11 protein-coding genes are annotated in these 13,743 nt (G+C 43.4%); all 11 read right to left on the bottom strand.

Going from position 1 to position 13,743, the window contains the following annotated elements; translation table 11 throughout:
* Positions 1-57 precede the first annotated feature (57 nt).
* The 11 genes from MAHAU_RS03585 to grpE all read right to left on the bottom strand — a co-directional run bounded on the left by MAHAU_RS03585 (position 58) and on the right by grpE (position 13,731).
* Complete coding sequence (locus MAHAU_RS03585) at positions 58-1,650, bottom strand: extracellular solute-binding protein (RefSeq protein WP_013780355.1); 1,593 nt, start codon at positions 1,648-1,650, stop codon at positions 58-60.
* Positions 1,651-1,704: 54 nt separating this feature from the next.
* A complete protein-coding gene (locus MAHAU_RS03580; protein WP_013780354.1) occupies positions 1,705-2,580 on the bottom strand; it encodes a carbohydrate ABC transporter permease in 876 nt (291 codons plus the stop codon).
* Between the two features lie 17 nt (positions 2,581-2,597).
* Positions 2,598-3,569 (bottom strand): ABC transporter permease, encoded by a 972-nt coding sequence (locus tag MAHAU_RS03575; RefSeq protein WP_013780353.1) that lies wholly within the window; start codon positions 3,567-3,569, stop codon positions 2,598-2,600.
* A 189-nt stretch (positions 3,570-3,758) separates the two neighbouring features.
* Positions 3,759-5,573: a cache domain-containing sensor histidine kinase gene (locus MAHAU_RS03570; protein WP_041643822.1), complete on the bottom strand. Its 1,815-nt coding sequence runs from the start codon at positions 5,571-5,573 to the stop codon at positions 3,759-3,761.
* The gene (locus MAHAU_RS03565) at positions 5,566-7,158 is read right to left on the bottom strand and encodes a response regulator transcription factor (protein ID WP_013780351.1); all 1,593 of its coding nucleotides are present in this window, start codon (positions 7,156-7,158) and stop codon (positions 5,566-5,568) included. The genes MAHAU_RS03570 and MAHAU_RS03565 overlap by 8 nt, the downstream gene beginning before the upstream one ends.
* Positions 7,159-7,323: 165 nt before the next feature.
* Positions 7,324-7,668, bottom strand: coding sequence for a histidine triad nucleotide-binding protein (locus MAHAU_RS03560; RefSeq protein ID WP_013780350.1), 345 nt, complete (start codon positions 7,666-7,668; stop codon positions 7,324-7,326).
* Positions 7,631-8,962 carry a tRNA (N(6)-L-threonylcarbamoyladenosine(37)-C(2))-methylthiotransferase MtaB gene (gene mtaB / locus MAHAU_RS03555; protein WP_013780349.1) on the bottom strand — a complete coding sequence of 444 codons (1,332 nt, stop codon included), beginning with the start codon at positions 8,960-8,962 and terminating at the stop codon, positions 7,631-7,633. The genes MAHAU_RS03560 and mtaB overlap by 38 nt, the downstream gene beginning before the upstream one ends.
* The gene (gene prmA / locus MAHAU_RS03550) at positions 8,950-9,888 is read right to left on the bottom strand and encodes a 50S ribosomal protein L11 methyltransferase (RefSeq protein ID WP_013780348.1); all 939 of its coding nucleotides are present in this window, start codon (positions 9,886-9,888) and stop codon (positions 8,950-8,952) included. The genes mtaB and prmA overlap by 13 nt, the downstream gene beginning before the upstream one ends.
* 4 nt (positions 9,889-9,892) lie before the next feature.
* The gene (gene dnaJ, locus MAHAU_RS03545; RefSeq protein WP_013780347.1) at positions 9,893-11,032 is read right to left on the bottom strand and encodes a molecular chaperone DnaJ; all 1,140 of its coding nucleotides are present in this window, start codon (positions 11,030-11,032) and stop codon (positions 9,893-9,895) included.
* Between the two features lie 251 nt (positions 11,033-11,283).
* Positions 11,284-13,092 carry a molecular chaperone DnaK gene (dnaK, locus tag MAHAU_RS03540; RefSeq protein ID WP_013780346.1) on the bottom strand — a complete coding sequence of 603 codons (1,809 nt, stop codon included), beginning with the start codon at positions 13,090-13,092 and terminating at the stop codon, positions 11,284-11,286.
* Between the two features lie 48 nt (positions 13,093-13,140).
* Positions 13,141-13,731 carry a nucleotide exchange factor GrpE gene (grpE, locus tag MAHAU_RS03535; RefSeq protein WP_013780345.1) on the bottom strand — a complete coding sequence of 197 codons (591 nt, stop codon included), beginning with the start codon at positions 13,729-13,731 and terminating at the stop codon, positions 13,141-13,143.
* Positions 13,732-13,743 lie beyond the last annotated feature (12 nt).

Here is a 13,743-nt window from a genome sequence, read left to right as displayed (position 1 = left end):
CTCCATGAAGCCATATATTTATAAGGGCAGGCTAAAGCCTGCCCTTTTAACGTTATTTTACTTGCCCTCTGCTTTTTTAATGTAGTCGTTCATCTGCTGCACATATTCCTCTCCGCCGGCTTTATACCAGCCATCCAAGGCTTTATCGTATTCGCTGACCGGCAGTTCACCGGTTATTATCTTAGCCACTATCTGAGCATATGTCTTTTGATAATCGATGTACTCGGGTTTATCGGCCGCAGCCGGCCTGAAGTCCCTATTCTTTGACGGTATGCATTGTTTGATGGCTTGATCTAGCCAACCGCGCACTCTAGGCTGAAAATCTTCGGGCATGTTAAGTGGGATAAAGAAGTCGGGATCATTGTTGCGTCTAACCGTCGCTCGTAACCAGCCACCTGTAGCAGAATATTCAGCATACGCCTCTGTAGGTACTTTTTTATCGCCTTGCACAGTATATGTCACGCCCTCAGGACCATAATTTATTATGGGCCAACCCTCATCGGAGAGCATCCAATCGAACATCTTAACTATAGCCTCGGGATTCTTAGCCGATTTGGTTATAACCCATAATCCCCAATAACCGGTACCAAAAGCAGTACCTTTTACTTGACCGTTAGCATCTTTGATCCCTGTAATATAAGTTAATTCAGCATTGGGGTTTATCTTCTCCATATCTTGTATATACTGCGCGATCCAACCGGAGAATTCTCCTATCACGCCATCTGTGCCCTGTTTGAATCTTTCTATGGCCGTCTCGCGTTTTTGCACAGGATAATCAGGATCTATGGCGCCCTCTTTATAAAGTTTAGCGGTATACTCCAGCGCTTGCTTATAATTATCATGTTCTTTGCAGTACTGCTCATCCATATACGCATATTGTCCTGCATGTTCCTGCCATCCCAACAAGCCGAAAGGCCAACTGATTATTGGCCATATATAGCCATTGCCATCGGCATTAGCCGCAAATCCATAGGTATCATTTTTATCATTTTTATCAGGATCATTTGACGTAAACCGCTTTAGTATTTCAGCAAACTCATCTAAAGTGACCTGCCCGTTCTCCGGTATGGATAATCCGACATTATCCAGCCAATCCTTTCTTACTATATATCCATCGGCCCTCATAACGCTGGTCCTTGGAATACCGTATATATCTTCATCGCCCTTGAGTTTCATCGAGTCCCATGACATAGGATACGTGTACTTTTGCAGATTTGGCGCATCCTTCACATACTGCGTTATCGGTATTACAACACCGTTGCTGACCGCATCCACCAAGATCTTATCGGTATTGCTATTGAACAACACCACATCCGGATATTCGCCACTAGCCATCATGATCTGCTGTCGTTCAGCATAATTGGTAGCCGGCGGTATTTCGAACTCCAATTTAACATTATTTGCTTTTTCCACAGCTTCGATTGCCGACTTAACAGCGTTTGGAGGTTGCGCAGGAGTAAAATTAGCAAACATCTTAATGGTCACAGGAGCTGTTTGTTGCTGCTCATTTTGTTTATCACCACCGTCACCGCTTTGAGCCGGCGGCGTGCTGGCACCCTGCTTTTCGTCGGACCCAGAACAACCGGCAAAAGCAGCCATGGCCAATACTATAGCCAGAGACAACGCTAAAATCTTCACATATCGTTTCACAGAAACTCCTCCTTACATTTTTTGAATAAATTTATAACAAAGGCTTTGCCTTTATTATCCCTTCACAGCACCCAACATGATGCCCTTGACAAAGTATTTTTGCAAAAATGGATATACGCACAATATAGGTACTACAGCCACTATCAATGTAGCATACTTGAGCGTCTGAGGAGGTATGTTGGTCATTTCGGCATAGTTGCCGCCAGTCTGCAGCAATTGAGTATTCGCCGCCATTATGATCTCCCTCAGCACCAACTGCAGCGTCCACTTCCCAGGATCACGTATATAGACTATGGCGCTAAAGAAACTGTTCCAGTAACCTACAGCCACAAAAAGCGCTATGGTGGCTATAATCGGTGTTGACAGTGGAACTATTATCTTAAATAAAATATACACATCGGATGCTCCGTCTATTTTTGCAGCTTCTTCCAGGCTATCGGGTATGCTTTCAAAAAAATTCTTCATCAGTATGATATTATAAGCTCCCAAAGCCCCGGGCAATATCAACGCCCAAAGCGTATCGATCATATGGAGGCTGCGTATAAGGTAATAGTTTGGAATCAAACCGCCGCTAAATAGCATAGTAAATATTATAATGTTCATAAGTATAGGTTTGCCCTTTAAATCCTTCCTCGATAAAGGATAAGCCGTCATTATGGTTAAAAGCAAGCTTATAAGCGTGCCCGCTATTGTAATTATAATGGTGTTTTTATAGCTGCTCAATATCAACGGATCCTTAAACACATGCTCAAAAGCTGCCAAATTTATTCGCCTCGGCCAGATCATCAGAGGATTTTCCAAATAGGCGCTGTAATCGCTGAAGGCCACAGCTATGACGTTTAAGAACGGGTATAACATTATCGCGGCTATCAATGTCAATAAAGTATAATTTACTATATCAAAAGCTATCTCTCTGTTTTTTTTACTCATAATTGAGCCCCCTCCTCTCACCATAATCCGCCTTCGCCGTATTTCTTGGCCAATTTATTCGTAGTCAATATCAGTATCAACCCTATGACCGACTGGAATATGCCGACTGCCGTGGAATAGCTGAAGCGGCCTTCCAGCAAACCTACTCTGTATGTGTAGGTTTCGAAGACATCGGCCACTTCGTATACCAATGGGTTATATAACAAAAATATCTGTTCGAAGCCATTGCGCAATACCGAACCCATCCGCAATATAAAGAGTACCGTTATTGTACCTATTATGCCAGGCAAAGTTATATATCTGATGCGCTGCATGCGGCTGGCGCCGTCCATAATAGCCGCCTCATACAGTTCGGGATCAATGCCGGCCATAGCGGCCAGATATATAATTGTACCCCATCCCGTTTCCTTCCATATATCGCTTATTACAATTATGCTCCTGAAATATTCCGGCTTTTGCAGGAATGGGATCGCCTTGCCGCCGAATACTTCCGTAATTATATAGTTTATGATACCGTTCGATGGCGATAAGAAATTAAATACGATACCGGCTATAACCACCCATGATATGAAATGCGGCAGATACACTATAGTCTGTACAGTGCGCTTGAATGTTATATTTTTGACCTCATTGAGCATGATAGCCAGAAGTATGGGTGCCGGAAAACCCCATATTAGCCTGTATAGGCTTATCAATAAAGAGTTCCTGAATACTTCGTAGAAATCCTGTGACTTGAAAAGATACCTGAAGTTTTCCAGGCCTATCCACGGGCTGGCTCCTATGCCTTTTACAACATCAAAATCCTTGAAAGCGATGACTATGCCATACATCGGTATATAATTAAATATTATAAAAAATGCCATACCTGGGATAAGCAATATATACAACCACTTATTTTGCATGAAGTATCTTACAAAGCTTTGCCACGAATTTGTCTTGTTGGATGGTACCGCTTTTTGCGCAATCGCGATATCCTGCTGTTTGCTCATTACACCATTCCTTTCCCTTATAAATGCCCTTTATCCGTCAACGATTCTATTATATGAGTTTATTTAACGTTTTTAAATGACTGTAAATCAGCATTTTGTATAACGATATTAAGCATTTATAAATGGAAAGATGGTGACTTTTATATACAATTATGCATGCTATTTCAACTTGTCGCTAAAATGGTATGTTTATTTTACCATAGGTATCAATATTTTAACCTCGGTACCATTGCCAATGCCGTTTTCCACTGTTAGGCCGTACTCGCTGCCAAACAATAGTTTTATGCGTTGATTGACATTCCTTATACCTATATGCTGTTCTTCTTTGGTATACTGGTATGCCATTTCCCGATTGATGCTTTCCATTTCCTCGGGCGACATGCCTACGCCGTCGTCTATTATTTCTAATACTATATTAGGCTCTTGCATATATCCCCTGACCTTTATAATGCCTCTTCCCTTTTTGGGCTTTATGCCATGGTATATGGCATTCTCTATCAGCGGTTGAAGGGTTATCTTAATGATCTTATAATCCAGGATGCTTTCGTCGATATCCCATATCACATCGAATTTATCTTCATAACGAATCTTTTGTATTTCCACATAGAGATGCACATGCTTTAATTCTACGTGCAATGGTATCAAATTATCCTCGGTTTCAAGGCTTATGCGCAAGAGTTCAGACAGCGATGAGATCATATCCGATACCTTGTTTTCGCCTTTTCCCAGATCGATAGCCATCCAATTGATGGTTTCTAAAGTATTATACAAAAAATGAGGATTTATTTGCGACTGCAACGCCGCCACCTGAGCCTTCCTCAAAAGGGAGGTCCGATAAGCCAATTCTTCTTCCATTTGGCGGTCACGGTCAAAATATTTTATAATGTTGGAGGCAATATACTTAAATTCATTAAGCTTGTTTTTATCATTCAATTTGTTTGTCTTAAGCCATTGTTCCGGATTTTCTATGATGTCTATGATATTGCCTATGGGTTGAAATACACGCATGGATATCAAGAAAGCAAGAACAAGAGCGATTATGACGCTAACGGCTATGGAAACAATCATAAATTGCCGCAGATATGCCGTCTTCTGCTCATATTGTACCAACGGTATAACCGATATATAGGACCAATCGTTGTATCCCGATTTTACAAAGGATATGATGCTTTTCACCCCGCCGATATCTCTTATCAGAGGATCGGTGCCGGGATCGGGAGAGAAACCTTTTAGGTATTCTATATAGCTCATGCTTTTATTTATTAGAGATGTATCGGCGTTATACAAAATACGGCCGTATTTATCTACGATAAAAATATTTTCAAAGCGCCCTCTGCTCGCATTGTTTATCAACCGCGCAAGCTTATTGACATCGATGTTTATAACCACCGCCCCGGCTTTGCGCTGATGATAAAGCGGCGCTAAACGAAAGCTTGAGATAAAGTAACTGACATTGGAGTCAAGTGGCCATTTGACTGACCGCGGTTCTATCCAAGCATTTGCCTTAGGTTTTTGCTCCTGATAAAAATTAAGCCATTCGACGTCTGCAAAGCTGCTTAGTTGGCCGGTACTGCGCGTGGATGTGATTATATAATTATTTTCTTCGGAGTACACATATATGGAATCTATATAATCGCTGGTTATGGTGGAAACGCCTATGGCCCTTTGTATATTGGCTATCCTGGACATATTATCGTAGTCCAATATGCCGGGCTTGGCGGACAACAAAAATACCTCCACGTCGCTGTCCGATGCTATTCTAATCGATAGCTTATCAGTCTCGGCAGCGACCATGTCCACCATATCCTTCACCCTGCTCAAAGCGCTTGTATTGGCAGCGCTTATCTCATCCTTCATCAAATTGTTATAGTAGTTGTATACGCCTACGCTCAGGCCTATCAGAGGCAATACAAGCAATATCATTATCAGAAACAGGTTCCTTATAAATATGCTATTGAATTTGTAGTTTCTTATATAATGCCAGATGTGAAATTTATTACTCATCTGCCTTAGCACTGCCTTCAAGAAAATTATGCCTGTATTCCGATGGTGTAAAGCCCGTATAATCCTTAAAAAGCCTGGAGAAATATTTCGCGCTTTTATAACCTACCATAGATGCAACATCGTAGATTTTATATTGTGGCTTTGCGAGCAACTCCATAGCCTTTTTCATTCTTATGGATATGAGATAATCCACAAAATTCTCACTGGTTTGCTCTTTGAAAAAACGGCTGAAATAAACCGGGCTTAAAAACACATAATCGGCCACGTCCTCCAATGATATATCCTTATAATAATTCTTCATCATAAACTGTTTAGCCTGCTGAATAACCTTTTTGTCCGATGCTTCCCTATATCGGCTCATATATGCCGTTATGTCGTCCAACACCGCTCTGCCCCATCTTCTCATAGCCTCTATATTCTTCGATTTCAATATATCATCATAATTGAATCTATCAGAAGCGATATACATATTTACGCCTATCTCTTCCAGCTTATTGCTCAACATGGCAAATAACTTAACCACGAAGTCGCGCACGGTCCTGACATCCATACCGCCGATTTCAGCCATAAAGCCATCAAACAAATTGCGTACAGCTTCGATATTGCCGGCGCTTATATATGACATAAAGAGTTTATATGGTTCTGAGAATTTATCGATGGCCTCAACGTCCATAGCTTGTGCATTGCCGGTATTTTTAAAATCAACGGCATGCATGATCGATTTATTATCAGCTACCATCTCGATAATATTCTCATATATTCGGTGTATGTCTATAGATATTTTCAAGCCAAAAAGCCCTTCGATGCTTTGCTTTACCGCATCAAAATGCCTTTCTACGCCCTGCCTTAATAGGTCCTCGGAAGTATCGACTGATGATACCGCCAAGACCTGTATGACGCTTTGATTGTCTTGCATGTCATATATGGGAAAATAATTTACATTATCCTGTTGGCCGCGCAAAATATTGCGTATGGCGGTATAAAAGTTATCCTTTCCATATTCCCATTGGCTATTAAGATATTGTTCAAATTGCGATAATTTCACGCTGATTACACAGCAACGATTCCCTAGAGAAATATCCATACCCAAAAGAGCTATGCGGCGTTTTATCTCTTTTTCGTCGCGTATGGCGCCCATAACGAGATCGAATAGAAACTGCTCTTGCAATATCGGTATAAGCTCCTGATACTGCCTCTTCTCTTGGTCTTCCTTATCGAGCTGCAGTTTTATATCCTTAAAAATCCGATTTATCTCACTTAAGCGCGTCGGCTTTAAGAGATAATGAACCACGTTATAGCTTATGGCTTGCCTGGCAAATTCGAACTCTTTATAACCGCTTATAAGCACGACCTTTATAGGCAGTTTATTTTCATGGACGTACTTTGCCACATCAAGTCCTGATACAAATGTCATCTTTATATCGGTCAATATTACATCCACAGGCGCTTTGGTTATATAATCAATGGCCTCCTGGCCATCCCGGAACCGAGCCGCCACTTCGAAGCCCAGCGACGGCCAATCCACGAGATTTGCCAGGCTTTCGCGTATAACGCTCTCATCATCCACGATGATTACCTTGTACAAAAGCACTTCCCCCTTCCCATGCAATTATACCATAATGCCAATATGGATAAAAATAATTATAGCTGATTTGGATAAATCATAGAACTGTATTCGTACATTATCGTGGCAAAAACAGGATTATAATAAAGAACAGCAGATAAAATATATCTGCTGTTCTTTATTATATCACCCCGGAGGCCACTGCAGCGAACGCCCGCCTAATAAATGAAAATGTATGTGATCGACGCTCTGTCCAGCATCGGCTCCGCAGTTGGAAACTATGCGAAAACCGCTTTCTGCTACACCGAATTGCTGAGCTAGGTTCTTGGCTACCACTATAATATGGCTCACCACTGCCGCACTAGCTTCATCCAGATCCATCAGCGACGGTATATGTTGTCGCGGTATTATGAGTATATGAACAGGTGCCTGAGGGTTAACATCCTTAAAGGCTACCACGGCATCGTCTTGATATACCATTTGGCTGGGAATCTCACCAGACACTATCTTGCAAAATATGCAATCTGCCATCTTCTGCTCCTCCTTCAATATAATCGTCCTCTGCTTTGTTCAACTGCACGTTTATTATCCGACCGCTTATATCTATATCGGAAGGCATCAATACTCGTATATAATTTGGCGTTAAGCCTTCATAATACCCATCCTCTATCTCATGCTCAAACAATACAGGCATAATTCTGCCTATATACGACCGCATAAACGACATCTTTAACTCACGAGCCATCTGCAGCATCATATGCGACCTTTGTTCCTTTATATGCGGCGGCACCTGATCCTTAAGCTTCGCGGCAGGCGTACCTTCTCTAGGCGAATACGGAAATACGTGTACCTGGCTAAAGGCTATTTCTTTTACAAATGCCAGGGTTTGTTCAAATTCTCCGTCGGTTTCACCGGGAAAACCCACTATTACGTCGGTAGTTATAGCCACATCGGGTATAGCCTTCCTAAGCCTGTTCACTATATCTTTATACACGGCGGTTGTATAGCACCGTCCCATGCGGCGCAGCACGGTGTCACAGCCACTTTGCAGCGATATATGAAAATGCGGGCACACTTTGGGCAGTTCTTTTATTCTGGTTATAAAGTCATTATCCAGCAGCATGGGTTCCACAGAACTCAACCTAATGCGCTCTATTCCGCTTATGCCATGCACCATTTCTATAATGTCTATAAGTCCTATACCGCCTATATCCTTGCCATATGAGGCCACATGTATGCCGGTCAGCACTATCTCCTTAAATCCCGACTGGCTTAATCTGCTCACCTCATCGACTATATCCTGCGGCGCACGGCTTCTCACCGGTCCCCTTGCATACGGTATGATACAATAAGTGCAATATCTGTCACAACCATCCTCTATTTTTACAAAAGCCCTCGTCTTGCCCTCATATGAGTCTATAGGTATCTCCTCAAACGATTTAACATTCCTTATATCTTTTACAACATTTATCGGCCCATCAGCGCCATGCGCTTTTTGAACAAGCTCCACTATGTTATGGCGCTCATCAGTGCCTATTATTAAATCCACACCCTCTATAGATGATACCTCGTCAGCAGCCCGTTGCGTATAACAGCCAGTCACCGCCACAACGGCATTTGGATTTCGCCTGACCGCCCGCCTTATCATTTGCCTAGACTTGCGATCGCTGATATTTGTTACAGTACATGTATTTATGACATATACATCAGCGTCCTCTTCAAAAGGTACTATCTCATAACCAGCCTTCCGAAACAAACCAACCATAGCCTCGGATTCATATTGATTAACCTTGCATCCTAATGTATAAAAGGCTACCTTCGGCATACAAAAGCCACCCACTCGCCGGCATCAGCCACATCCTCTATAATAAATCTCATACTCTCCACCGCAGCTTTAACATCATCAGCTCTCTCTTTTATTATGCCGGAAGCTATGAATAATCCGGGCTTTTTGAGACGCGGTGGTATTTGAGGCAAAAGCCTTATTATAACATCGGCAACTATATTGGCTATTATGATATCGGCCTGCACATCGAGTCCATCCAATAAGTCATTTTTCCGGACCTCTACTATATCTTCAACGCAATTGAGCTTTGCATTCTCACTGGCTACCCTAACGGCCACAGGATCAACATCCAGCGCCAACACTTTTTTGGCACCAAGCTTAGCCGCCGCAATAGATAATACACCGCTACCGCAGCCTACATCTATAATGCTGCTGTCAGCCATCATATGGCTCTCCAACAACTCCAAGCACAACATTGTGCTCTCATGCGTGCCTGTGCCAAAAGCCATCCCCGGATCTAATTCTACCACTATATCATCGCCCGCCGGCATATATGACTCCCATGTGGGTTTTATGACTATATGCACCCCAACACGCGTCGGCTTATAGTATTGTTTCCAATTATTAGCCCAGTCCTCATCGTGCACATCGGCCAGCACCACTGCACTATCCTTGGCATCTAGGCCATAATTGCCCATATCAGCCACCTTTGCACGAATCTCCTCGATCTTGTTATAAAGGTCGGTATCATGGGGGAGATATCCTTTCACGACCACGCGATCTTCCACAGCTTGTTTTAATAGCTCTTCATCGACATAATCCCAATTAACATCGCCGTGCTGCAAATCCACTATATCCCTATGATCTTCTATCACTACACCGCCGGCACCGGCATCATATAAAATATTTGAAGCTATCTCCACTGTTTCAGCACCGGTCTTTATAGATACCTCTACCCAATCCATGATTTCAACCTCCTAAAGCGTCTTTCACCTTGGTGAAAAACGATTTCTTCTCACTGCTATCGCTGTTATAGTATGATGCCTCGAATTGGCGCAAAATATCTTTCTGCTCCTGCGTCAAGCCTTTTGGTATATCCACTATAACATTTATATATTGATCGCCTCTCCCGTAGCCGCGTATATACGGTATGCCCTTTCCTTTTAACTTAAATTGCGTCCCTGGCTGCGTGCCTTCGGGTATATGATACTTTATCTTGCCATCTAGTGTCAATACCTCGATATCGCCGCCCAATGCAGCGGTAACGAACGATATTGGTATATCGCAGTAAACATCAGCGCCTTGACGCCGAAATACTTTGTGTGGCTTTACCTTGACAGCTATGAGCAAGTCTCCAGGGCTACCACCATTCTTACCCAATTCACCTTCTCCGGACAATGTGAGTATCTGTCCATCGTCTATACCTGCCGGTATGTTGATGTTGACTGTACGCTGGCGTTTAACCGTACCCCTGCCATGACAATGCGGACATGGATCGGTTATTATAGTGCCCTTACCACCGCATCTATCACAGGTACGGCTGGTCACAAAACGACCAAAAGCCGTGTTCTGAGCAAACTGTATCTGCCCTGTGCCATGACAATGCGGACACGTCTCTGGACTGGTACCTTTCCTAGCTCCACTACCGCCGCATTCGGGACATGGTTCGGTGCGATTTATTTTTACATCCTTTTTAGTGCCAAAAGCCGCTTCCTCAAATGTGAGCTCTATATCGTAGCGTATATCAGCCCCTCTTTGAGGTGCGTTGCGCCGATCGCGCCTTCCGCCTCCAAAACCATCGCCGAAAAACATATCGAATATATCGCCAAACGGGCTTTGGCCAAAATCACCAAACCCACCAAAACCGCCAAATCCACCTGCGGCATTTGGGTCGGCCGTTCCAAATTGATCGTATTGGGCACGTTTCTGCGGATCGCTCAACACCTCATAAGCTTCATTTATTTCTTTAAATTTAGCCTCAGCATCTTTATCATCTTTATTTACATCCGGATGATATTGCTTGGCTAATCTCCTATAGGCTTTCTTTATATCATCATCGGTGGCATTCTTATCTACGCCCAGTATTTCATAGTAATCCTTAGAAGCCAAGTCCTGACTCACCACCTTTCTAAAAACCGGTTAAGTCGTATTATTATAGGCTAACATATATGCCTCGCTACGGCTGTGAAGCTGAATCACTACGCAATCAAAGATTGCTGTGGTTCTACGCTTCAAAAGCCCGCTCAGCATATATGTATAGCCTTTCGCTGCACAAGGATGCCTCGCTACGCAATGACATAAGCCATTGCTATCACGATGCGTTCTGTATATTATGCAGTCACTGCTCAGCTACATACGGTTTAGTGCACATCGTAATCGGTATGGATATTATCATCGCCACCTGTATTATCCGAATTGTCCGACGTACTATCTCCTCCGGCGCTTTGATATATCTTACCGAATACCTCGTAGCTTATCTGAGTTACTTTTTCTATAGCGTTTTTTATAGTATCGGCATCATCGGCATCTTTGACCTTTTTAAGGTTATCAAGCTCATCCTGTAGCCGTTTCTTATCGGCCTCAGGTATCTTGTCTCCCATTTCATTCATGGTTTTTTCAGTTTGATATATTATAGACTCGGCATTATTTCTGGCCTCGATAAGCTCCTTACGCTTTCTATCTTCCTCGGCGAAACGCTCGGCTTCTTTAACCGCTTTATCTATCTCTTCATCGGACAGATTGGTCGTCGCCGTTATGGTGATGGCCTGCTCTTTACCCGTTCCTTTATCTTTCGCCGACACATGAACTATACCATTGGCATCTATGTCAAACGTTACCTCTATTTGAGGTACGCCTCTGGGTGCCGGCGGTATACCGGACAGCGTAAACCTGCCCAGCGTCTTATTGTCGGCCGCCATAGGCCGTTCGCCTTGCAGCACGTGTATCTCGACGCTGGTCTGCCCATCAGCAGCAGTGCTGAATATCTGGCTCTTTTTGGTAGGTATGGTAGTATTGCGCTCGATTATTTTGGTGAATACGCCGCCCAATGTCTCTATACCGAGCGACAACGGCGTTACATCCAGCAAAAGAACGTCCTTTACCTCGCCTCCCAGTACACCGGCCTGTATGGCAGCACCTATAGCCACGCATTCATCCGGATTTATGCCTTTATACGGGTCTTTGCCCATTATCTGTTTTACAGTCTGCTGTACTATTGGTACTCGCGTAGAGCCGCCTACCAGTATGACCTTATCTACTTTATCCGGCGTAAGATTGGCATCCTTTAACGCCTGATGTACTGGTTGCTTTGTCTTATCTATGAGATCAGATATCAATTCTTCAAACTTAGCCCGCGTGAGCACTGTATCCAAATGCCTCGGCCCGTTCGCATCGGCAGTAATAAACGGCAAGCTTATATTGGTGCTCATAGCACTGGACAACTCTATCTTGGCCTTCTCGGCAGCATCCTTCAAACGCTGCATAGCCATTTTATCGGAGTGCAAATCTATGCCGGTTTCCTTTTTAAATTGATCGGCGAGGTAATCCACGATGCGCTGATCGAAGTCGTCGCCGCCCAAACGGTTGTTGCCGCTGGTAGCCAGCACTTCGAATACGCCATCGCCTATTTCCAGAATAGATACATCGAAAGTACCGCCGCCCAAATCGTATACCAGTATCTTCTGCGTGCCTTCTTTATCCAAGCCGTAAGCCAGCGCTGCGGCCGTAGGCTCATTTATAATCCTCAGAACCTCTAATCCGGCTATCTTGCCGGCATCCTTCGTGGCCTGTCTCTGACTGTCGGAAAAATATGCAGGCACCGTTATGACAGCCTGTGTCACAGGCTCTCCAAGATAGCTTTCAGCATCCTGTTTTAATTTCTGAAGTATCATAGCCGATATTTCCTGCGGCGTATACTCCTTATCGTCTATCTTAATCCGACGATTGGTGCCCATATCCCTCTTTATGGACATTATAGTGCGTTCTGGGTTGATAACAGCCTGGCGTTTGGCAGGCCATCCTACCAGACGCTCTCCTTCTTTTGTAAATGCCACTACAGAAGGCGTGGTCCTTGTACCTTCAGAATTCGGTATGACTACAGGTTCCCCGCCTTCTAAAACGGCTACGCACGAAAACGTAGTCCCCAAATCTATACCTATAATCTTTGCCATATTTTTATATCCTCCTCATCATGTTCAATATAATATATTTACATAAAATCAGTTTGTAACTTTAACCAAACTATGCCTTAATACTTTATCTTCCACTTTATAACCCTTCTGAAAAACCTCCACTACAGTATTTGAATCTTGATCACCATTTTTATCCACCGACATAACTGCATCATGGAGATTTGGGTCAAACGGCTTGCCCAGCGCCTCTATCTCTTCTATGCCCATTTTATTCATGACATCATGGAATTGTTTTACCACCATGTCGATGCCATCAGCCAGTGCTTTGAAATCCTGTGACGATTCAGACGCTTCTACCGCTCTTTCGAGATTATCCAATACTGGTAGAAATTGTTTCACAGCGTCCAGCATACCATTTTTATAAGCGTCCTGCACGGCGCTGGCATTACGCCTGCGATAGTTATCAAAATCAGCTTGCACCCTCTGCAGTAAATCTTTATACTCATCGGCTTGTTTCGAATTCGACTCGACCTGCTGCTTTAGCAAAGCTATTTCCTCTTTTAGCTGCTTGGCAGCATCATCGGCAACCTCGCCGCTTTCCATAATTATTTCATCAACTTTACAGCATTCATCATCTGCATCGCAACACTGCTTATTGGTTTCAAACTCATCGCTCATAAATATCTGCTC

This window comes from Mahella australiensis 50-1 BON, assembly GCF_000213255.1.
GTDB classification, from domain to species: domain Bacteria; phylum Bacillota; class Clostridia; order Mahellales; family Mahellaceae; genus Mahella; species Mahella australiensis.
Note: the sequence above shows the minus strand (reverse complement) of the source record. Positions and strands in the feature narration are given on the sequence as shown.

What these genes read in the sequence shown, in the direction of transcription:
- MAHAU_RS03580 (WP_013780354.1), bottom strand. Translation starts at nt 2,580, where the DNA reads ATGAGTAAAAAAAACAGAGAGATAGCTTTTGATATAGTAAATTATACT.
- MAHAU_RS03575 (WP_013780353.1), bottom strand. Translation starts at nt 3,569, where the DNA reads ATGAGCAAACAGCAGGATATCGCGATTGCGCAAAAAGCGGTACCATCC.
- MAHAU_RS03560 (WP_013780350.1), bottom strand. Translation starts at nt 7,668, where the DNA reads ATGGCAGATTGCATATTTTGCAAGATAGTGTCTGGTGAGATTCCCAGC.
- MAHAU_RS03570 (WP_041643822.1), bottom strand. Translation starts at nt 5,573, where the DNA reads ATGAGTAATAAATTTCACATCTGGCATTATATAAGAAACTACAAATTC.
- grpE (WP_013780345.1), bottom strand. Translation starts at nt 13,731, where the DNA reads ATGAGCGATGAGTTTGAAACCAATAAGCAGTGTTGCGATGCAGATGAT.
- dnaK (WP_013780346.1), bottom strand. Translation starts at nt 13,092, where the DNA reads ATGGCAAAGATTATAGGTATAGATTTGGGGACTACGTTTTCGTGCGTA.
- prmA (WP_013780348.1), bottom strand. Translation starts at nt 9,888, where the DNA reads ATGGATTGGGTAGAGGTATCTATAAAGACCGGTGCTGAAACAGTGGAG.
- mtaB (WP_013780349.1), bottom strand. Translation starts at nt 8,962, where the DNA reads ATGCCGAAGGTAGCCTTTTATACATTAGGATGCAAGGTTAATCAATAT.